This is a genomic window from Amycolatopsis sp. (genome assembly GCF_025464955.1).
In the GTDB taxonomy this organism is placed as follows: Bacteria; Actinomycetota; Actinomycetes; order Mycobacteriales; family Pseudonocardiaceae; genus Amycolatopsis.
Map to the genome: position 1 here is coordinate 146,703 of NZ_JAODNM010000124.1, position 20,160 is coordinate 166,862.

General features: G+C 63.0%; 23 protein-coding genes. 11 read left to right on the top strand and 12 right to left on the bottom strand.

Features of this window, described 5'->3' with window-relative positions:
- The first annotated feature begins 19 nt into the window (after window positions 1–19).
- Window positions 20–685, top strand: a complete 666-nt coding sequence (locus JWQ81_RS31020) for a TetR/AcrR family transcriptional regulator (protein WP_297547222.1) — start codon at window positions 20–22, stop codon at window positions 683–685.
- A 129-nt stretch (window positions 686–814) separates the two neighbouring features.
- Window positions 815–1,660 (top strand): trypsin-like peptidase domain-containing protein, encoded by an 846-nt coding sequence (locus JWQ81_RS31025; RefSeq protein WP_297547223.1) that lies wholly within the window; start codon window positions 815–817, stop codon window positions 1,658–1,660.
- A 1-nt stretch (window position 1,661) separates the two neighbouring features.
- Here the strand turns inward: JWQ81_RS31025 and JWQ81_RS31030 are convergent, their stop codons facing one another.
- The 3 genes from JWQ81_RS31030 to JWQ81_RS31040 all read right to left on the bottom strand — a co-directional run bounded on the left by JWQ81_RS31030 (window position 1,662) and on the right by JWQ81_RS31040 (window position 5,732).
- Window positions 1,662–2,927, bottom strand: a complete 1,266-nt coding sequence (locus JWQ81_RS31030; RefSeq protein WP_297547225.1) for a GTPase — start codon at window positions 2,925–2,927, stop codon at window positions 1,662–1,664.
- Window positions 2,924–4,729 (bottom strand): dynamin family protein, encoded by a 1,806-nt coding sequence (locus tag JWQ81_RS31035; RefSeq protein WP_297547226.1) that lies wholly within the window; start codon window positions 4,727–4,729, stop codon window positions 2,924–2,926. The genes JWQ81_RS31030 and JWQ81_RS31035 overlap by 4 nt, the downstream gene beginning before the upstream one ends.
- Before the next feature lie 94 nt (window positions 4,730–4,823).
- Window positions 4,824–5,732: an IniB N-terminal domain-containing protein gene (locus JWQ81_RS31040; RefSeq protein WP_297547227.1), complete on the bottom strand. Its 909-nt coding sequence runs from the start codon at window positions 5,730–5,732 to the stop codon at window positions 4,824–4,826.
- 311 nt (window positions 5,733–6,043) lie between these two features.
- Here JWQ81_RS31040 and JWQ81_RS31045 point away from each other — a divergent pair, with 311 nt between their 5' ends.
- The 4 genes from JWQ81_RS31045 to JWQ81_RS31060 all read left to right on the top strand — a co-directional run bounded on the left by JWQ81_RS31045 (window position 6,044) and on the right by JWQ81_RS31060 (window position 10,253).
- Window positions 6,044–6,856: a hypothetical protein gene (locus tag JWQ81_RS31045; RefSeq protein ID WP_297547228.1), complete on the top strand. Its 813-nt coding sequence runs from the start codon at window positions 6,044–6,046 to the stop codon at window positions 6,854–6,856.
- Complete coding sequence (locus JWQ81_RS31050) at window positions 6,853–9,315, top strand: helix-turn-helix transcriptional regulator (protein ID WP_297547230.1); 2,463 nt, start codon at window positions 6,853–6,855, stop codon at window positions 9,313–9,315. Before JWQ81_RS31045 ends, JWQ81_RS31050 begins: the two co-directional genes overlap by 4 nt.
- 20 nt (window positions 9,316–9,335) lie before the next feature.
- A complete protein-coding gene (locus JWQ81_RS31055) occupies window positions 9,336–9,560 on the top strand; it encodes an RNA-binding S4 domain-containing protein (protein WP_297547232.1) in 225 nt (74 codons plus the stop codon).
- A 561-nt stretch (window positions 9,561–10,121) separates the two neighbouring features.
- Entirely contained in the window at window positions 10,122–10,253 is a 132-nt protein-coding gene (locus tag JWQ81_RS31060; protein ID WP_297547233.1) for a hypothetical protein, read from the top strand.
- 246 nt (window positions 10,254–10,499) lie between these two features.
- Here the strand turns inward: JWQ81_RS31060 and JWQ81_RS31065 are convergent, their stop codons facing one another.
- Complete coding sequence (locus tag JWQ81_RS31065) at window positions 10,500–11,063, bottom strand: ImmA/IrrE family metallo-endopeptidase (protein ID WP_297547235.1); 564 nt, start codon at window positions 11,061–11,063, stop codon at window positions 10,500–10,502.
- A 7-nt stretch (window positions 11,064–11,070) separates the two neighbouring features.
- Window positions 11,071–11,424 carry a helix-turn-helix transcriptional regulator gene (locus tag JWQ81_RS31070; RefSeq protein WP_297547237.1) on the bottom strand — a complete coding sequence of 118 codons (354 nt, stop codon included), beginning with the start codon at window positions 11,422–11,424 and terminating at the stop codon, window positions 11,071–11,073.
- A 510-nt stretch (window positions 11,425–11,934) separates the two neighbouring features.
- Here JWQ81_RS31070 and JWQ81_RS31075 point away from each other — a divergent pair.
- Window positions 11,935–12,825: a nucleotidyltransferase gene (locus tag JWQ81_RS31075; RefSeq protein ID WP_297547239.1), complete on the top strand. Its 891-nt coding sequence runs from the start codon at window positions 11,935–11,937 to the stop codon at window positions 12,823–12,825.
- Window positions 12,822–13,439 carry a hypothetical protein gene (locus tag JWQ81_RS31080; protein WP_297547241.1) on the top strand — a complete coding sequence of 206 codons (618 nt, stop codon included), beginning with the start codon at window positions 12,822–12,824 and terminating at the stop codon, window positions 13,437–13,439. The genes JWQ81_RS31075 and JWQ81_RS31080 overlap by 4 nt, the downstream gene beginning before the upstream one ends.
- Before the next feature lie 102 nt (window positions 13,440–13,541).
- On the opposite strand, the gene JWQ81_RS45130 is transcribed toward JWQ81_RS31080, so the two are convergent.
- The 4 genes from JWQ81_RS45130 to JWQ81_RS31090 all read right to left on the bottom strand — a co-directional run bounded on the left by JWQ81_RS45130 (window position 13,542) and on the right by JWQ81_RS31090 (window position 15,534).
- Window positions 13,542–14,312: a DUF6338 family protein gene (locus tag JWQ81_RS45130; protein WP_366942358.1), complete on the bottom strand. Its 771-nt coding sequence runs from the start codon at window positions 14,310–14,312 to the stop codon at window positions 13,542–13,544.
- A gap of 2 nt (window positions 14,313–14,314) precedes the next feature.
- On the bottom strand, window positions 14,315–14,518 hold the full coding sequence (locus JWQ81_RS31085; protein ID WP_297547243.1) for a hypothetical protein: 204 nt from the start codon (window positions 14,516–14,518) through the stop codon (window positions 14,315–14,317).
- Window positions 14,519–14,694: 176 nt separating this feature from the next.
- Window positions 14,695–14,907 carry a KTSC domain-containing protein gene (locus JWQ81_RS45135; protein WP_366942359.1) on the bottom strand — a complete coding sequence of 71 codons (213 nt, stop codon included), beginning with the start codon at window positions 14,905–14,907 and terminating at the stop codon, window positions 14,695–14,697.
- 81 nt (window positions 14,908–14,988) lie between these two features.
- Complete coding sequence (locus JWQ81_RS31090; RefSeq protein ID WP_297547244.1) at window positions 14,989–15,534, bottom strand: hypothetical protein; 546 nt, start codon at window positions 15,532–15,534, stop codon at window positions 14,989–14,991.
- Window positions 15,535–15,864: 330 nt separating this feature from the next.
- Here JWQ81_RS31090 and JWQ81_RS31095 point away from each other — a divergent pair, with 330 nt between their 5' ends.
- The 3 genes from JWQ81_RS31095 to JWQ81_RS31105 are packed head-to-tail and all read left to right on the top strand — an operon-like array spanning window position 15,865 to window position 17,680.
- Complete coding sequence (locus JWQ81_RS31095; protein ID WP_366942360.1) at window positions 15,865–16,374, top strand: TIR domain-containing protein; 510 nt, start codon at window positions 15,865–15,867, stop codon at window positions 16,372–16,374.
- Complete coding sequence (locus JWQ81_RS31100; protein ID WP_297547248.1) at window positions 16,371–17,246, top strand: macro domain-containing protein; 876 nt, start codon at window positions 16,371–16,373, stop codon at window positions 17,244–17,246. Before JWQ81_RS31095 ends, JWQ81_RS31100 begins: the two co-directional genes overlap by 4 nt.
- Entirely contained in the window at window positions 17,243–17,680 is a 438-nt protein-coding gene (locus JWQ81_RS31105) for an HIT family protein (RefSeq protein WP_297547249.1), read from the top strand. Before JWQ81_RS31100 ends, JWQ81_RS31105 begins: the two co-directional genes overlap by 4 nt.
- On the opposite strand, the gene JWQ81_RS31110 is transcribed toward JWQ81_RS31105, so the two are convergent.
- The 3 genes from JWQ81_RS31110 to JWQ81_RS31120 all read right to left on the bottom strand — a co-directional run bounded on the left by JWQ81_RS31110 (window position 17,670) and on the right by JWQ81_RS31120 (window position 20,106).
- On the bottom strand, window positions 17,670–18,977 hold the full coding sequence (locus JWQ81_RS31110; protein WP_297547639.1) for a TIR domain-containing protein: 1,308 nt from the start codon (window positions 18,975–18,977) through the stop codon (window positions 17,670–17,672). The two genes, JWQ81_RS31105 and JWQ81_RS31110, sit on opposite strands and share 11 nt — an antisense overlap.
- 64 nt (window positions 18,978–19,041) lie before the next feature.
- Complete coding sequence (locus JWQ81_RS31115; protein WP_297547251.1) at window positions 19,042–19,215, bottom strand: DUF397 domain-containing protein; 174 nt, start codon at window positions 19,213–19,215, stop codon at window positions 19,042–19,044.
- Between the two features lie 3 nt (window positions 19,216–19,218).
- Window positions 19,219–20,106, bottom strand: coding sequence for a helix-turn-helix transcriptional regulator (locus tag JWQ81_RS31120; RefSeq protein WP_297547253.1), 888 nt, complete (start codon window positions 20,104–20,106; stop codon window positions 19,219–19,221).
- Between the last annotated feature and the right edge of the window lie 54 nt (window positions 20,107–20,160).

The window sequence follows — 20,160 nt, forward strand, 5'->3', positions numbered from 1 at the left end:
TTCCGGTACTATCCCTCGCATGCCCGGGAGTGTCAACCGTCACAAGAGCGACGCACGCACCGAGCGCTGGCGCGAGCACAAGCTCGCGCTGCGCAAGGAATTCGTCGACGCGACCTTCCGCGCGCTCGCGAAACACGGCCCGGACGCGAGCATGGCCGACATCGCCGCCGAGGCCGGCGTGGCGAAACCCAAGATCTACCGGCACTTCGAGGACAAGGCCGACCTGTTCGGCGCGGTGTCCGACCGGCTGGCCGAGATCCTGTGGCAGCGCCTGCTGCCGAGCCTCAACCTGCGCGACGACCCGCCGAAAGTCACCATCCAGCGCGGGCTCGAAGCGTATGTCAGCACGGTCGACGAGTACCCGAACGTGTTTCGCTTCCTGATGCGCAGCGCAGCCGTCGAACGGTCCTGGGAGTCCGACCCGCTGCTGGAAAGCGGCAAGGAGATCGCCGCGGTGATCGCGTCCGTGCTCAAGGAGTACCTGCGATCGCTCGACCTGGGCGTCGAGGTCGCCGAGCCGAGCGCGTACGCCGTCGTCGGCGCTGTCGCCGCGAGCACGGAATGGTGGATGCGGACCCGCACGATGAGCCGCGACACGTTCGTCGCCCACCTCACGACCATGACGTGGGGCGCGCTCGAGGCGACCCTCCGTGCCCAGGCGGAAGCGGCCGACAAGGTCATGTGACCGCGGTCTCCCCCGTTCGGTGGCCGCCCGCTGTGAGGTTTCTGTGCATCCTGCCCGTGGCGATGCCGTGGGGACGATCTTGTGATGCTCTGGGTAGGGAACGGAAGCGCCTACCTCGGAGGGGACGACATGAAACGCGCATCGCTCGCCCTCCTGCTCGCCGCCGCGCTGGTGGTGACCTTCACCGTCGACGCGTCGAGTGCCATCTCCGCCACCGCCGCGCCCAGCCCGGCCACGGTCACCCCGTCCCCGTCCCCTGTGGCGCCCGTGACGCCTAACCCGAAGACGCCGGTCAGCGTGCCGGTGGTCCCCGAAAGCGACTCCGTGTCCACCCCGGACCCGTCGAGCAGCTCCGCCATCGGCGCGCTGTTCTCCGGCGACGGCCACTACTGCTCGGCGAGCGTCGTCCACAGCGCCGCCGGCGATCTCGTGCTCACCGCCGCGCACTGCGTCCACGACGGTGCCGGCGGCGGCTACCGCACGGACATCGTCTTCGAGCCCGGCTACCACGACGGCGTCGCGCCCTTCGGCCAATGGACCGTCACTCAGGCGCTCGTCGCCCCTGGCTGGGCCGCGACGTCGGACCCGGACCTCGACTTCGCGTTCCTGACCGTCCACCAGGACGGCAACCCCGCCACGCTCGAAAGCCTCACCGGCGCCGACACGCTCGGCCTGTCCAGCGGCTTCGTCAACTTCGTGACGCTGACCGGCTACCCGAACACCTCCAACGAGCCGGTCGTCTGCCAGAACAGCACCACCCAGCAGGACACCTACCAGACGCGGATCGCCTGCCCCGGCTTCCCCGACGGCACCAGCGGCGGCCCGTGGGTGATCAACCCGGACCCGACGACCAAACTCGGCACCGTCATCGGCGTCATCGGCGGCTACCAGCTCGGTGGCAACGACCCCGACGTCTCGTACAGCAGCTACTTCGACGACGACATCTCCGCCCTCTACGCGACTGCTACTTCTTAGCTCAGTCGAAGCGCGCCAGGATGCCCTCGCAGCTGCGGACGACGACGCGGGCGGCGGCGCGTTCGGCGGGTGCGGTCTCCGGGGCTTCGGCGCGGTGACGCCAGCGGCCGAGGGCCGCGATGGCCGTGGAAAACGCCGCGCCTTCGTCGGGTTCGCCGTCGAGGCCGAGCCGGTCGGGCACGTCGGTGCCGTGGGCGCCCAGCAGGCACATCGCCTCGGTCGTGAGCTCCTCCGGCCAGTCGACGCGCCCGCCGTGCAGGGCCGCAATCAGGCGCAGCTCCCGGAAATCGTGGGCGCCCGCGGTTATCTGCTCCAGCCTGGCGGTAAGCAGTTCGCGTTGCCGGTGAGGTTCGGCGTCGAGCATCGTTTCCAGTGCCAGCAACGCCGTTCGCGCCTTGACGACGTCACCGCGCGCGACGAAGTACGTGTCGACAGCATCGCGAAGTTCGGTGAAACCGCTGCGCTGCACCAACTGTGCCGACAGTTTCATCGCCGAATCACAGCCGGTGCGGATGAGCGTGGTCGTCAGCCGGACCCCGAACAGGCCGAACTTCGCGAGCAGCACCCGGCGGCTGGACTGGTCGAGCCGCACCGGAAACCTCTCGGACACGAACTCGTCGACCGAAAGCAGGAAGCGATCCAGCTCGGCCCTCGGTACCGACGCCAGCAACGCGAGCGCGGCGAACTCGTTCTCCTGCAAGGTGATTCCGCCGAGCGCCAGCTGACCGGCCACCGCGACGACGGTCTGGAACGGCGCGCAGGCGTCGTCCGTCCGGCTGCGTCGCGCGAGCTGCTTGGCCGCGATCAGCGCGTCGATCCGGCCGGCCCCGACCTCGTCGGCCCGCGACAGCGCGAGGATCGACGTCACGGCGGTCTGCCTGGCGAGCGCGGACCCTGACGCGGCCGGCAGTCGGGAAAGCTGGTCGGCCTCGGGATGCCGCGCGAGGAACACCACGGCGTCCGCCTCGGCAGCGAGCTGCCGCACCACGGGATCTTCCTCGCGTTCCCCCAGCGCCGCCAGCGCCGGCATGTCCAGGAAGACGACGTCACGGCCGGGCGAATGCCGGGACACCCGGGCGTCCAGCGCACTGACCAAAGTGGACTTCCCAGTCCCCGACCGGCCGGCGACGGCGACGCGCACCGGCTCGTCCAGCCGCGTCAGGTGCGCGCGAACCAGCGCGAGCGCCCGGGGTCGGTCGCGGTAGACGGCGGCCGCCTCGGCCAGCAGCGACCGGACCCGCTCAGCCAGTGAAGTCCCGGCGATCACGCGGAAAGCTCGCGGGCCCGGCCGGCCTGCTCGATCGCCCGGACGCCGAGCGCACCGGCGCGGCCGTGCAGCTCCGCGAGTCGCTCGATCTCCCGCTTGAGCGCCAGGGTGCGCCGGTCCCGCTGGGCGGCGCCGGTCTGCATCGCCTCCCGCGCCCGCGAGATGTCGTCGACCAGCTGGTCGGTGCGCGCGGCGAAATGGTCGCGCAGCTGACGCTGAACCGAACGTACGATATCGCGACATTCCTTGCTGAAGCGGAGAAAAACGTCGTCAACATACCGTTGCGCCGCGGATTTTGCAATCGCCTGCCGGCGCTTGAGCCGGGCGTCACCCTCGTCGCGAATCGTCTTCGTGGCGAACGCGGCGCCCGCACCGACCGAAATGGGGTTGATCAGCTGGAGTCCGGCCAGGCTGGTGACCAGCCCGAACATCAGCAGCCCACCGTAGGACCCGCGCAGCCCGGTGAACATCTTCTGGCTGACCTTGAAGCGCTCGATCCGGGGCTCTTCGACGCTGTCGAGACCGTCGCCCGGATGCGCGTCGGCCAGGCCCAGATCCGGCTCGGGCACGTCCACGAAGGTGCCGGCGACGAGATGGGCGATCCACTCCGCCCGGTCGGTCAGCCAGCGGTAGTTGGTCTCGACGGCGTCGGACAGGCTGTCCTCGAGCCACTCGCGGAACTCGGGCCAGGTCTTCACGGGATCGGCTTCGTCGAAGGTCCGGTCGGTGATCTGCACGATCTTCCTGGTGCGTTCGCGCAGGTCGTACTCGAGGTCCGAGACCAGGTTCGCGATCTCGTCGGCGAGCAGGTTCTGCCAGCGCGCGCTGTGCCGCCGCAGGTCGTCGGCGGCGCGCTGCGCCTGGTGCGCCACGCTCACCTGGTCGACCCCGTCGACGGCGACGGTCGCGCGCAGCTGCAGTTTCAGCGTCCCGACCAGCTCCTCGGCGACCGAGCGCACGCAGACCGCGGCGAACCGGGCGCTGGACTCCTCGGTCGAGCGGGAGCTCTGGATACCGACCCAGTCGAGGAGCGCCGGGAACCCGGAGTTGGTGTTGAGTTCGCGGTCCTGGCGGCGCGCCGCTTCGAGCCGCAGCGTCGAGGACACCGGCAGCACCGGAACGTCCACCCCGGCGGTGGCGAGCAGCACGCGGTCGCGTTCGGCGACGGACCGCCATTCGGGGCAGGAGTCGGTCTTGGTCAGTACGACCGCCAGGCTCGGGCACCAGGTCGCGACGTGCCTGGCCAACCCGAGTTCGGCCGGGGAGAGTTCGCCGGTGGCGTCGGTGACGAGCACCGCGGCGTGCGCTCCGGCGAGGACTTCGAGTGCGGTGGCGGTCGCGGTGGACCCGGGGTTGCCCACCGCCGGGGTGTCGATCACGACGAGCCCGGAAGCCAGCAGTTCACGCGGGACGAAGACCTCCGCGCGCAGGAGGCCGCCTGGCGCGGACGGCCTCCTGGCTACTTCGGCAGCGACCTGTTCGACCGGCACCGTCGCCCGTTCTTCGGCTCCTGCTGCCGACGGGCTTCGACGGATGAGCACGGCCGAGGCGCTGCTCGCGTAGCGGATTTCGGTCGGGACGGCGGTCGAGGAGGCATCTCCCACCGTGCAGACCGGCGCGTTGATCATGGCGTTCACCAGGTAGCTCTTGCCCTGCTTCGCCAGTCCGAGAAACACCAGGCGCGTGCCGTCCGACGTGGGATCGCGGCGTACGCGGAGCCGCTGGGCGAGGTCGGGACGGCCGTGCAGCAGGCACGCGTCCAGCGCTTCGTCCAGCATTTCGAGCCAAGGTTTCGCGGTCACGACTGAGCAGTGTCCCCGGTTCGCGCTTCCATGACGACCCAGTGTGGCCGATAGCTCCAAGCCACCGGCCGCACCGGGCGTCTACTTCGTGGTGCTAGTGGAACGGCAGGTGGATGTCGTTACCCGACAGCACGTTGATGTCGGCGTGGTTGGCGATGTCGCCGACGTTGCCGATGTCGTTGCCGACCCCGCTCGCGACGTCGTGGACGGTGGTCACCGCACCCGAGTGGTCGGCGATGTCGCCGACGTGGGCGGTGACGTCGCCGACGCTGTGCTCGATGCCGCTGGTCATGCCGCTGACGTTGCCCGCGACGTCGCCCGCGAGGTGGTTGACGTCGACGCCGCCGACGTGGCTGACGTCGATCCCGCCGACATGCAGCGAGCTGGTCAGGTCGCCGACCGAAGAGCTGAGACCGTTGACGGCCGAGGTGAGGTCAGGGGCGTGGCCGAGGGTCGAGGTCAGGTTGCCCGCGACGTCGCCCGCGAGGTGCGTGGCGGAATCGGGGCTCAGGGCGCTGGGAGCGTCGGTGCCGTAGTGCTGGTCACCGAAGGCGCCGGTGAGGCTGCTCTCAAGGCCGGCGAGCGGGGTCGCGTCGAGGCTGTGGGTCAGGTCGCCCAACTGCGAGAAGTCGCCGGTGAGGCCGCCGGCGAGCGTGGTGACGCTGGCGAAGGTGTTCGTGACAGTGGTCTCGGCACCCGAGGCGCCGAAGCCCTGGGTGAGCGCCTTCAGGCTCTCGATGGCACCCGCCTGGCCGACGTCGGGGAGGCTGTTGGTCAGCTGGTCGGTGAGGCCGTTGGTCAGCTCGCCGCCGAGCGGCGCGAGGTGGTCGACCTGCGCGTAGTCGAGGACCAGCGGGACGACCTCGTGCACGTCCGCGGCACTGATGTCACCGAGGCCGGCGGCGGCGAGCGCGCGCTCGGGGTCGAGCGCGAAGGCGGTGCGCGCCGCGGCGTCGTTGAGCAGGTTGAGAGCGAAGTCGTGCAACGTCTGGACGGGGTCCATGGAGGTTCTCCTGCAACTGTGTTCTGGGGATCAAGGATGCGGGCACAGGGTGCCGTTGCTGGTGAAGACGTTAGGGAAAACTTCGCCCCCGGCACATCGGGGTTGACTCCGAGTCGCACTGCGGACCCTCGTTGGGGGAAGTATCTTGACCCCATAGGGGATTAGGGGCTCAAATATCCAACCGTGCGTTGTGTTAGAAACCAGTGCCTAGTTCGAATGGGTGAAGTTGGACAAGGGCAGCGCCAAGTCCCCTAGGAGTACCAGCAGTGCGCCCCACACCGGCATCGACGCCCTGAGGAGGAACCCGCCGCATGCCGTACGTGCTCGGTATCGACATCGGAACCTCCCATACCTCCGCCGCGATTCGCACCCTGGGTGCCGAGACCTGGTCCGAACCGGTCGCGATAAAGCTGGGTGCGCGTTCCATGATCGCCCCATCGGTGCTCTACCTGGACGAAGACGGCTATTTGCTCACCGGTGAACGCGCCTGGGAAGCCGGCGCGCAATTACCGGAACGTCTTATCACCGGCTTTCACGAACGAATCGGCGACGACGTTCCGGTAGTGGTCGCCGGTGAACCTCTCACCCCGGAATCGCTGAGCGCCGTCGTCGCCGGGTGGATCGTCGAGCAGGTCGCGCGGACTCAGCGCGGGTCGGCGGCGGCCGTCATCCTGACCCACCCCGGCGACTGGGGCCCGTACCGCTGCGGTGTCCTCCTGAAGGCTTTACGTGACGCCGGAATCCAGAATGTCACAGCGACCCCGGGTCCGCTGACCGCGGCGGGCGCGGCGGCGTTGGCCTGCCGTCAGTGGGACGACGCCGAGGGCGACGCGGCCGAAACGACGTTGCTCCCGCGGATCACCACCGGTCCAGGGGCCGTCCCGCGGCCCGAACGACCGCCCGTCGACATCACACCCTTCCCCTTGCCGGAGAAGAAGACCGGGCTGAAGTTCTTCGGCGGTTACCGGGGTAAGTTCGCCCCGGCAGCGGTGGTCGCGGCCGCGATCGCCGGACTGTTGTTCAGCTTCGAAGGCCAGGTGACGAGCGCGTCCTCCCCGATGAAACCCCACGGTTCCGCGTCCCCGCAGACAGCGGCGACCTGTCCGGCCGGACGTGTGTGTTGACCACGACGACGCCCGAGCAGCTCTTCCACCCCGCCGTTCGCCCCCTGCTGGAACAGATCACCGGCAGGCCGGGCGACGGCCTTCGAGTCGCCATCGCGGCTCCCGGCGGTTACGGGAAGAGCGCAGTCCTCGGCGCGCTGGAACGCTGCTACCGCGACGCCGGCGTCGACGTCGTCGACGCCGCGACGCTGTTGAGCGGCGGAGCGAACCCGGACGCGGCTGTCCTTATCGACGACGCGCACCAGCTCAGCGAAAGCGCGTTGCACCGCTTAGGGGACCTCGCGGCGGGAGGCCTGCCCAGGCTCGTTCTCACGCACCGCACCCGTCCGCGCTCCGCCACGCTGAAGACGTTGACCGAGAGTATGGAACCGGTCCTGCTCTCCCCGCTGGACGCGGCCCAGGTGCGGCGGTTCACGGCGGCGCTGACCGGCGAATCGCCGTCGACGGCAATCGCGGCCAAGCTGCACCTGCGGACGGGGGGCGTGCCCAGGTTCATCGAACGGCTGATCACCGGGACTGCGCGAGCCAGCCAGGAGTTCCGCGCGGACCTCGAGGCGCTCGACCCGGATGTCCTGAGGTTCCTGGTCGCGTCCGAAGCCGGCGCCGGCCGCAACCTCGACCTCCTGTGCTCGCTGCTCGACACCGACCGAGCCGGAGTGTCCGCGATCATCGACGACGCGCGGGCCACCGGGATGCTCGGTACGGACGGCGAGCTGGTGCCGCTCGCGGAGGAGGCCGTGCGGACGCTCAGCGCCGTCGACAGGCGGCTCGACGTGCTGCAACAGCTCGTCGAACTCCAGCTGCGGCACGAACAGCCGGTCCTCGAACTCGCCACTTCGCTGCTGGGCACCGGTATCGCCGGGGTGATGGTCGCCGCGGGGTTCGAAACCGCGGCGTACGAAGCCTTGCCGCTCGACGCGACGTTGGCGTCGACGCTGTTCGAGGCCGCCGCGGAAGCCGGTCGCCCGGCGGGTGAGCTCGCGTCCGGCTGGGCTCGCGCGGCGGCGCTGTCCGGTGATCTCGACACCGCACTCCGACTCAGCGACGGCCTTCTGACCAGGGACGATCCAGCCGAGCGCGCGGTCGGCGCCACCGTCGCGGCCACCGTACTGGCCCACCGGGGCGAGCTGACCCGCTGCGCCGAGCTGTACCAGTGGTCGGCCGACGGGTCCTCCCTCGCGTTCGCCGCGATCGGACTGTTCGGCACCGGCAAGGCGGAATCCGCCCGCGCCCTGCTCGCCGCTCCGGCACCGCGGGCCGTCCCGACCTTGCTGGCGGGCGCGGCGACGCGGATGGCCGAGGGCGTCGGCGATTCGGTGTCCGGCAGCGCGACCGACGCCTTGTCGACTCTGCTGGGCGCGGCGGCGATGCTGGAACCGGCGGGCACGTCCGCGCTGCTGCCGGACGCGCCGGCGGCGCTGGCCGCGATCGTCGCCCTGCATTCCGGCGAGCTGCGGCTGGCGGAGTCGGTGCTCACCCCGGCGTTGGCGGCGGGTACCGGCGGCAAGCTGCTGGCCGTGCGGCAACGACTGCTGCTCGGGTGGACCGCGATGACCGCCGGCGAGTTGGGCATCGCGGCGTCGCAGGCCCAAGTCGTCCGGGAGACTACTGCGAAACTGGAACCGCGCGACGAACTCTTCCTCACCGCGATGGAACTGGGGCTGGCGCGGCGCAACAGCGACATCCCAGGCATCCGGCGGGCGTGGGAGAACGCGTTCGACGCGGTCATGCGGCACCGGATGAACCTGTTCACCCTGCTGCCGCTGGGCGAACTCGTCATCGCGGCCGCCAGGTGCGGCGAACACCCGAGGCTTTCCAGGCACCTCGAACAGGCCAGAACGCTGCTGGCCGAGCTCGGCAACCCTCCACTGTGGACGGTTTCACTGCACTGGAGCGAGCTGCACGCGGCGATCACCATGGAGGACAACGCGGCCGCCGAACGGCATCTCGCGGCGCTGGCCGGCACGGCCGACTTCAGCCACTACAGCGCCATTCTGTTCGGCGCGGCGCGGAGCTGGCTCGCCGTCCTCGGCGGCACGGCCGATCCCCAGGAGGTCGTGGCCACCGCCGGCGAGCTGCACGACCTCGGCCTGCGGTGGGACGCGGCCAGGCTGGCCGGGCAGGCGGCGATCCGGACGTCGGACCGCAAGGCGATGGTGATGCTGCTGGAAGCGGCGCGGCAGTTCCAGGGCCGCAGCAACTCGGGCAACACCGGCAACGCCGAGAGCGCGAACGCCGCCGCCGACGCCAGCATCCTCAGCGAGCGCGAACAGGAGGTCGCGCGGCTCGTGGTGGACGGGCTGACCTACAAGCAGGCCGGCGACAAGCTGTTCATCTCCGGCAAGACCGTCGAACACCACATGGCCCGCATCCGCGCCAAACTCGGCGCCGGCGACCGCCGCGAACTCCTCGCCACCCTGCGCGAACTCCTCGATGCCCCGAATCGCGTCGAAGGGTGAGCAGCACGGATGATGTCCCCATGCAGAGCGAACCCATCGACGTCCCGATCACCGGCGAGCCCATCCGCCTCGGCCAGTTCCTGAAGCTCGCCGGCCTCGCCGAGGACGGTTCGCACGTCAAGGACCTCCTCGACGCCGACCTGGTGACCGTGAACGACGAGCCGGAGATCCGCCGCGGACGCCAGCTCGTCAATGGCGACGTCGTCTCCGTCGGCCCCGAGCGCCGCCGCGTCATCCTGTCGTAGCGCCGCGGCTGGAATGACCGTCGTGGATCGAAATCCGCGCGGTTCGGAATCAGCCGGCTACTCCATTCAGGGCCGGCCGAACTGGCGACACCGATCCGATATGTAACCGCCGTAACAGAGCTCTCCAACGCCGCGACATCGCATCATCATGGTGGCCGTCCCCGCGTTGGCAACGCTTGGAATCGGGGTGTCTGTTGGTCATTCCATAACCCCAGCGGCCGCACCGCCCCCGGCAACGGTCACCGTCACCGCGCCCGCAGGCACGGCGATCCCAGCGGCGAACCCGCCGACATCCATTTCCGCAACAACCCCGAACCCGCTCGACGGAAACAACTCGGCTCCTACAACATCACCATTGTTCCCGGCTATTCCGTGCCTATCGGCGAGACCGCCCCGACACAGCCGCAGTTTGTCCATGGAAATGGATCCGGAGACCTCTACTTGGATCCGACCTTCGCGACTTTGGCGCGGTCGGAGCCACGAACAAGATCTTCAGGTTGGCCGGAAACGCCGCCCCCGACCTATCAGGCGTGCAAGTCGACCACGCTTTTCGCCACCTCGATGCCCAGTGTCACCGGATCCACGTTCTGCCTGTCCGAGCAGGGCCGCATGGCCGGCGTGACCATGGCCGCCACTTCGCACACCGCCGGCGAACCCGACACGCTCAGCGTCATCGTCTGGCAGGACTCGTAACCCGGACGTAGGCAGCACCGCCGTGCCCGCCTCCAGCTTCTACCGAAAGGGCCCTCTGAGCCGCGTCTCCGCAGCTCAGAGGGCCTTCGGCGGACCTTCGGGGAGGTCTTTCGAACCCAATACCCGAGGTTCAACGGTTGCTGAATATGGTGACGAAGCAGACACCCGACGGTAAGTCCCCAAGAAGTACCGACAAGCGGCGTACACAGCAGGCGACCTCGGCTGGGACCGTCTGAAGTGGTAGCGCTAGCCAGCCAACAGTCGTCCGGCTCCCGTGACGTTGACCCGCCATCGAACCATCTCAACACTGCAACCGTAGTCAACTGCCGCCTGATCGAAGGACTTGCGACGCTTCGCCAGCCCCCAGGCGGCCTTAGCCGGGATCAGCAGGGCTCCAGCGAGGTAGTTAGCTTCGTCCTCAACGTCGGGGTTCCAGTTGCGACACCCGCGATGGTCCAACATCGGAGCACTCGGATGGAGCAAAAGCCCATGCGAGAGTTCGTGGGTGACGTTGCTGACCTGGCGGCCCGGCGAGTGCGCGTCGTTGTGAACGATAGCCCGCTCGGAACCGAAGAAAACGGTCACTGCGGACATCGCCTGAGACTCGATTCCCTGAAGAACGTCGACAGCATCCCCAAGGCCAGGAACGACTCTCGCGGCAGCCAACTCCGACAAGGTCATGACCGGTATGGCCAGATGTTCCGCAAGGATTATCGGATCAAGCCGGGCATACACACCGACACCGACTTCTTCGCGCACGTCCAACGCCAGCCGCTCGGCTTCGGCCTTGAACCCCCTCCGAAACGTCACTCGATCATCACGCCTCTCGCAACGCCTGGTAGGTGGCCCTCACGACCTTCTCCATCGCGTCGGCTGCTTGTGGACTGAGGTTCCGATCGGCACGGAGGTAGGTGGAGATCATCGCGACCGAATCAGCGTTCGGCTTCCCGTGCACTCTGACCACGAAGTCGTCAGCGCGCAGCCCCGCCCAGTCGACGAGGGCGGCCAAGCTGTCGACATCAGGGCGTTTGCCCTGAGCAAGCCGGGTCAGGGTTGACTGGCTCACATTGGCCTGAGCAGCTACGTCCTTCCACAGCAAGTTTCGTCTCGCGCGCTCGGTGTCGAGGGCAGCGAAGAAGGCGCCAGCATCGAACCATCCCCGATCAGCCATACGACCACCTTTCGATAAGTGAGCCCTGGTTGCACTCTTGAAACCAGGGTGCTAACGTCGTTTCGACAGTAGACGACCGCTTGCATTCTAGCAAGCGCCGGTTCGGGTGCGATCACGCACCTCAACAGAGAGGACGCAGAGCATGGCAGGGAAGACCTCCGGGGGTAAGCGAGGGCGCAGTGCCTCGACAGGGAAGTTCGTCAAGCAGTCAACAGTGCGACGACACCCCGGCACTACCGTCAACGAGAGCACCGGCAAGAAGAAATAGCACGGGATGACGATCAGAGGTCGACTTGTTCGCGAGACCGATCTTTCTTGCGGGCAAGTCGACCTCTGATTGCACTAGATCCACGCAGTGCCGATAGAATATTCGGTAGCTTAAATAGAAATGATGATCTACTTCACAAGTATGAGATAATAGGAACATCAGAAAGCCTGGTTGCGCAACGACACTCCAAAAGTGACTCGACCTGGATGAACCCGCACAGCAGGCAAGGTGAACAACGCGACATGACAACACTTGAAGAAAAACTGGCCGGCTGGACGGGAATCTCAAGCCCGACCGAGCAGGATAAACAAGACCGTACCGAGCGTATGATTCGTGAAGCCATCGAGGCTCATGCAGCGTTCGAGGGCTACGACATAGAGGTCTACGTTAAGGGATCCTATGCCAACAAGACCAACGTGCGTGCTGACAGTGACGTCGACGTCGCTGTCAAGTGCAATGAACTTATGTACTACGAAGAGCAGGAGCCGGGAGTGAAGCCCGCCGGAACTCCGTACACCGGAATTTGGACCCCATCCTACCTGCGTTCGGAGTTGAAGAAAGCTCTCGTTGCCAAGTTCGACGACCAGGTAGATGACTCGGGATCAACTGCGTTCAAGATTAATTCGAGCACTGCGCGGGTAGACGCTGATGTCGTCCCTTGTTTCAATTATCGCTACTACTTTGCTTCGGGAGGCCATCTCAGCGGCGCCAGAGTTTTCAAGAACGACGGTAGCAGTCTGGAAAACTACTCCCAGCAGCAGCTTGACAAGGGGAACGCGAAGGACGGCCGAACCAACAGCGACTACAAGAAAGTAGTCCGTATCATGAAGCGCGTCGAGAACCTCATGGTGGAGAACGATGTCCATCGGGCAGTTCCGTCCTTCTTTATGGAGTGCCTTGTTTACAACTGCCCAGATGAGATTTTCCGTCGCTCGACGTGGACGGATGCTGTGAAGGGTGTTATCTCCCACGTCTGGGACAACCTTGATGGCGATGAGCCAACAGACAATTCTGAGCGATGGGTTGAAGCAAACGACGTTAAGTATCTCTTCCACAGCGCTCAGGACTGGGACCGCAAGGACGGCAGGGACTTTGCGCAAGCCGCCTGGAGCCATCTGGAGCTTGACAAGTGAAGCGGGGTGTCTTGGTTCGCGTCGTTGTCGGCGTGGTTGTTGTTCTCCTGGTCATCCAGAACTGGCTACAGGGTGGGCAGTTCAACTTCGGCCTGTCGAAGATCTTCTCGACGGCGGTCCTCGCAGCCACACTTGTCCTCGCTCTATGGGAATCGTGGCTATGGCGACTTCCGCTCGCGCAGCGAATGCCGGGCACTCCTCGTTGCATACGCGGAACGTGGCGGGGCGTTCTGACCACGTTCTGGGTCGATCCGAAGACCGGGAAGAGTCCCGATCCGAAGACGGTGTATCTGGTCATCAGACAGTCTGCGAGTGAGTTGTCGGTGAAGCTGCTTACCAACGAGTCTCGCTCCGCCTCATCATTCGCGAGCGTCAGGCTAGACGATGGATCGTACGAATTACTGTACCTATATCTGAACAGGCCAGATTCACGCTACGAGTCGCGCAGCCGTATGCATCACGGTTCTACAGCCCTGGACTTGTCCGGAAGTCCTGTCAAACGACTGAAGGGAAGGTACTGGACCGACAGGGATACGCGGGGCGAACTCGACTTCACCGAGCGAAGCATGAAAATTGTGGATGACTTTGAGGAAGCGTCGGCTCTGTTTAGATAAACCAGCCTGACTGCCTCGGATGACCTATTTACTGTCACCCATTCGATTAATGCAGTCTTCAGCGAAACGATCACCCGGCCGGCCGGAGATTACCGCGAAAAACTATCCATGAAAGGGAATGCAAGCGGCGATCAACAGCGCCAAGATGGCGGGAGCGCAAACGCGGGCGCGCGGGTAGTTGGCTGCTATTGCGGATTGCGCCCTGCGTGCGATTGTCGGCGACTCTTTGACGTACGTGTCAACGTATGCCACGGATACGTACTCAGTCTCACTCCCCGGTATCACTATTCGCTGCCAATGCGAAGGCGCCAGGGCTGGCTTCTCCCCGTCCTTGCTAATCTGGATTGGCGGCTGCAAGATGAGCTCGCGCTTAGCAGCTTCAAGATCGGTCGTGGCTCCATAGTAGTACCCAAAAATTTCTCGACCACTTTTGAGGTGAACGCACAGGTATGACTGTGCCGTATCCGGAAGCTCTATCTCAGCAACCCCCAGAAGGGCAGTGCCTCGATGGATTCTGACTGATCTATTCGACAAGCGTAGATCAGCGGCAGTTGCTGCTAACAGGATGGCAACCAAAAGCTGCAGTACGATCGTCTTCGTTACGAGGCCAAGGTTACCATCGACATAGACTGATCCGCGCGTCAGGAGCTGAAAAGGATCAAGCAGGGCGCGAGGGGATATCCATTTTGTCAGAATGATTAGCAGGATAGAAATAGTCGTGAATAGCGTTCCTGAAAGTAGGATGCGACTAATTTGAAGGAAAGCACTTTCTTCCACAGGAAGAAGCGTTCGGTTGCGAAGGAGTTCGTAGCATGTCCCCGGTACGACAAAAAGAAGGAATACGGCCACGCTGGCTGCACTTGAGGGAACCATAGTTACTCTTGGCCTGCTTCATTTTCTCCATCAGTCGCGGAAGGTGCGAGGGTATCGATGGGTGTCCAAAAATCCTCAGGAGGAGCGGCGATCGTTTGGATTTCATCAAGCGGGTTTGCCGTGTAGCCCCTGTTTTTGGTCAGGTCGACCTCAGAGCCTGTCTGGCGGTTAATAAATTCAGTTGGCTCGACGTGATCGTCAGTCATTTAATGCTCCTACGTCTTGACACTACTTGTATCGATGGACAGTGCAAAGTCGTCAGATTCGCAAACTACTCCGCGAGGCTCCACTCAGCCTCGGTTAGTACGACTGAATCTGTCGACGCGCTCGGCTCAGGTCCGTGTCGCTGGCTACCAACTACGTCGACGTCGGATAGAGCGCATCATCCAACCCGCCGAGCAGGGTAGTGCGGTTTGATGTACGCCGCGAAATATCCTCCATGACTTGATGTCGCCATCAAACCATCGTAACGACCCTGCGGAACATTAAGGTACTGATACACTGACCCGCTTTTGAAGCCTATCTCGAGTAGATTTATAGACGCATCATAGCCAACATCGCGAAGATTACTTGACCGAACCGGGTGTCGCTGCATTATTTTCTCCTGCCAGCAGGGAACGTGTAGGCGATCGGTTGATACAGACTCTCTCAGCTATAGACAAAGAGCAGGCTCGACTCAGTTGATCCGCCCGAGTTCCGGCATGTCCGCGAGCCGACAAGATCGTCGCCAGTGACGTTCGCGCCCGCCGCTCTCGACGCAATCGAGGTGAAGCGTGATACGAGCCGGCTGATTATGGGCGTCAAAGCCTACCACCACACCTCGCCGATCAGCTTCCTGAACATTTTCCCAAGAAACCGATGGCGCCGCAGGAGGAAGAGGGCTGCCCGGATGCGCGACGCCACTCGTTGCGCCGACTGCAGTAACTGTGACTGCCTTCATCGGTGTACCGCTGAGCATCGTCATAGTCACCTCAACCTCCGTCGACTGATCGTTCATGGCGTCAAGTAGTCCCTCAAACCGAGGCCCTGCAGCTTCGTCCTCGCCTCGCTGCAGGGAAGCCAGCTGAGATTCGGCAACGTCGGCGGCACGCCGCGACGATCCGGCTTGCTCTTTTGACGCTGCCGCGGACTGACTGGCTGAGACGCCTTGCCAGATCGCGACACCCATAGCAATCAGGGCGATAGCAGCTGCGACCAGTGCCACTGCCGTTGAGGCGTCCACAACTTCCTCCTGTGCTCTATCCTCAGACGCAGCTACCGAGGAGTTTCATGACTTACGCGTCAGTCGATCAATGAAGTCGTCATGATGTCGATGATTTACTCACTCGCCCCACGAGCCCGAAGTGTTACAGAAGTCCAGAACTTCGACTAGAACTACATTTGTTCGTGATCTTTCGGCGCATACGTTAGCCCATATGCAACATTTCACCCGTTCGAGTGGTCTAACTAGTGGGGCAGTCAGTTTCTAACCGATCAACTACCGCTGTTACGATCGTCGGTTGACGCGAGTACCCTGACACTCAACAGACGATGCCTCTCAAAGAGGAGTGCCTTGAGCTACCGAAATAAGACCTACGTCGCGTTCGCTAGCGAAGAAATCCACTACTACCGACTCATGACCGCCTGGAAGAAGAACGAAGGTATAGACTTTGACTTCTTCAACGCCCACGAATTTGTACAGGCGCGTGACACCAGTCAGCCCGACACGATTCGACGAAGTCTGCGACTGCGATTGGCCAACACGAAACAAGTTGTCTTCCTGGGTAGCCGCAAAGGCAAATCCAAGGCGGGAGACAGCAAGTCGTTTCTGTTCTATGAGATTGAGGTGATCTCTAAGCTGAACTTGCCTGTGGTGGTGGCAAACTTGGATGGCGACCGGGAGGTCGACAGAGACTTCATTCCGCAGCGCTTTCTCGACGAAGATTACTACACTGAGTCGGTATCATTTCAACCGAAGATTATTAAGTACGCCCTAGAGCACTACGCTGCCGAGTACTCCGCTTCAGCAAAGACTGGTCCTCATAGCTACAAGGCTCAAGCCTACACAAAGCTCGACCTGTGACCAAGACTGGAATCGCAAGGGATTTCACCAAGAAGCGATTTTGGGCAAAGTTCTCCACGCAGACGCTGGCCTGCGTAGGTTTTTTCGCAGTCATCGCGGGATTAACGGACGTTCTTTTTCCAAATGTGGTGCCGAAGATCGGCCTCCCTCTCGCGATCGTTACTATTGTCGTTTCGCTCGGATACGGCCTGTACCGATCGTGGCCAAGGCCCGTCATGCAAAGCTACAACTCGCCGAACACCGAGATTCATGTGATTGAAGGTGATCTCTTCGACCAGGAGGGCAACACCGTCATAGGGATGGCGGACACCTTTGACACGGAAATACCCAACATTATCGACGAAAACGGAATACAGGCGCAGCTACTTACGCGCATCTACCACAACGATCTTCGCGCACTCGACGGCGCCTTAGCTTCAGCACTGAACACGCATACGATCGACCACAGATTCAAACCCGAGGACGGCAAGCCCGGCAAGCAAGATGCGTACCCGGTTGGTACCGTGGTCACAATTTCACCAGCCATCCGACGCTTGTTCTTCTGCCTCGCATACACTGAAATGAATAAGCTCAACGAAGCACGCGGCACCGTCGACGGCGTCTGGCGAAGCCTCAACAACCTGTGGGACGAGGTGCGAACGAAGGGAAATGGCGGACCGATATCGATCGCTGTCATCGGCGGCGGCCAGGCTCGCATCTCCCAATACCTTCCAGCGCAAGATTCTATCCGCTTCATTGCGCTCTCGTACATGTTTGCATCCCGGAAAGAGAAGGTGGCGAGCCGACTCAACATCGTCGCAACAAGGAGCGTCGTTAAAAACCTAGACATGCTTGAGATTCAGGCGTTTCTGAAATCCCTGAGGCCGTCATGAACACTTCGCTGGAAATTCCCGAAGTCGCGCGCTGCCCATTTTGCGACTACCTGACGGGAGCCCGACCGTTCACTATCCTGACAAGGGATTCCCTGACGGCAACTCTCGTAACGCGTGAGCAACGTGGCGCCGGCCACCTCCTGGTGATTCCAGTACAACACCGCCCTACACTGCTTGACCTCACCCGTGATGAGGCCTCCGCCGTCATGGCTTCCGTGACCTCTGCTGCAAGAGCTGTCACCCTTGCATACCAGTCCGAAGGCTTGGCCGTGTGGCAGAACAACGGAGTTCCTGCGCACCAGACGATTCCGCACGTACACTTCCATGTTGCCGGAACACTGCCCGAAGGCGGAACCGAATGGGATGAAGTAGACGAAGCGTCGATCGCCGAGACGGATGTCATCGCCGAAAAGCTTCGACCGTTTATTGCTTGATCGCATCCCACACGTGCTTATATTCTAGATTTGCCGGAACATTGTATTCCGACCGGAACCATTCATCGAACTCTGGAGTCACTTCTTTCATGAACACAGCAAGAGCCTTGGCTGCAGCATACGCCTCGTTAACGTCCGGAAACTCTAAGTTGGCATCCAGATCTTCAAGGGTGTCGACCAAATGGCCTTGCTGCAGTGCCTTGGTCGCCTCGTCGTGGCGTCCCTCGTCCTTTGCGGCGTGCGGCCATTCTAGTAGTTGATTCTGCGTCTTGTTCCATATTGCATCATGCACAATGGGGGAGATTTTCCGGAACGCTTTAATCATAGCGCTTTGAAGGACATGGAACCGTTCAATCTCATCCTCAGGAAGCGCCGCTTCACGCACCTCCTCGGCGGTCTTCGCGGCGACAATGCGCTTGTTCTGTCGCTCAAGGTCACGAAGGTCATTCTCTGAACTGCGCAACGCTTCTTGGGTGTCCTTAAGTCGATCCTTGAGTTCCTGAAACTCGGTTGGATCTATTATTTGAGGAACGCTCAAATCCTTCGCGAGGTCGTCAACGCTGGCAAGCCAGCGTGCGGCGCGCGGCCCCCATGCCGCGGCCTTCCCGTGGCGCCCGGCCGCCTTCATGACCTGGTCGTGCAGTTGATCAAGCGTCGCACGATCATCAATGTAACTAGTTAGCAAGCTGGCTAAAATGCCATCCAGGTCAGTGTGCTTCATCCCGGGTGTTAAGACAGGGAATAGTGCACCGTACTTAACCCATGCGGCACCAAGCTCAGCAAGGCAATACGTGCTATCCAGGTACATTGGCGATATAATCGCAATGACTAGATCTGAATCTCGAACTTTCTCGCGAAGATAATGATTCAAATCTTCGCCGGGAAGAATTCCCGTGTCTGCGCCGGAACTATAGAAGACTTCCTCAGGTGACAATCCAGATCCGAGTATCAGAATCTGCTCGACGAATTGTGTTACAAACTTTTCATCCTGGGAAGCGTGACTGACGAAAATACGCGGCGCGGCGACATCCTGTCTCTCGCGTTCGGCATCAGGGATCGTATTCTGACGGTACTTGGATGTCGCGAACCGAGCGACACCGTTACTGCATTCATGGTCACAATCAGGTAGTGACAGGATTTTCTCTGGCTCGTGTCGCTGCGGTCGCTCCCACGACTTGTGCCGTAGAGCACGGCGGTGTTCACCAGCACGATGAATGAGAGCTGCAGCTAGCGCACAAAAACCAACGGCTGATCGGGCGTCGGTGTGCCATCGGTACCGACAACGACATACGGGCATCTGCCTCACAGATCAGAAGGCCATCTTTTCCCGCGTAAGATGGCCTTCTGGCTGCCAATGGGCGTTACTTGCCAACAGTTTCAAGGAATGACCGCCAGCTCGCAGCCGGCACGTCCAGGAGTCCACCGTCACGGTCTTTAGTGTCACGGACGTAGACGTTTTCTCGGCTCTGGGCGACTTCGGTACAGTTTTCCGCACCACCGCTATACGACGATTTGAGCCAAGGTAGGTCATGCATCAGCTACTCCTCTAGTTCATGAATCAAGTCATCCAAAAGGGTCCATGAATCCTCACGGTTGTGGGCGGCAGCCTGGAGGCGGCCAAACACCAAGCTGTAGATACGAACTTGGTTCGCCTTGGGAAGGTAATCCGAGCCGGTCAGGCTCTCCATGTAAACGATCGTGCGCTGCTGCTGCCCCAGTTCCAGGATGGTGAACGACATCCCGAGCGCCGGATGCGCTCCGGCAGACAGCGGCAGCACTTGCAACGTGACGTTCGGCAGTTCGGCAATTTTGCGCAGATAGCGCAACTGCTCCAGCAACACCCCAGGTGTACCGACATTGCGCCGGAGTGCTTCCTCGCCCAGCACGATCCACACCAACGGACCTTTGCCACTGGCAAGTCGTTGCGCTCGTGCTTCGCGGTCTTCGGCCATCTGCTCGATGTCCGCGGCCGAGACGATCACCGAAGCGCCCAGCACCGCCCGGGCGTAGGCCTTGGTCTGGAGCGAACCCGGCACGAAGTCGCCGAACCACAGCTTTATGTCGGCCGCTGTCGCTTGCAGCGTGACGTACTTGGCCGCCCAGTCCGGCACCCGGGTCGCTGGCAAGCGTCGCCGTGCATCCTTGGCCAGCCGTCGCAGCTGGTTGGCGCGGTCTTCGCCGATGGCGTAGGTCTCGATCAGCTTCTCGACTTCGGGGTCGGTGAGCTTGGCCGAACCGGTCTCAACCTTGCTCACCTTGGCGCGATACCAACCGAGCGCAACGGCAGCATCATCTGAGCTCAGACCAGCGGCTTCACGCAGCTCACGGAGGTCTTCGCCCAGCATGATGCGCTGGAGCGCTGGTCCTGGATCGTCTTGCACACGATAAGTCTGCCTTACCCGACGCTTACGGATCTTGTCGCCCATATCGCGTAACCCTACCGGGAATCCTAGCGTCGTTCCTTTCGTAACCAGGATTCC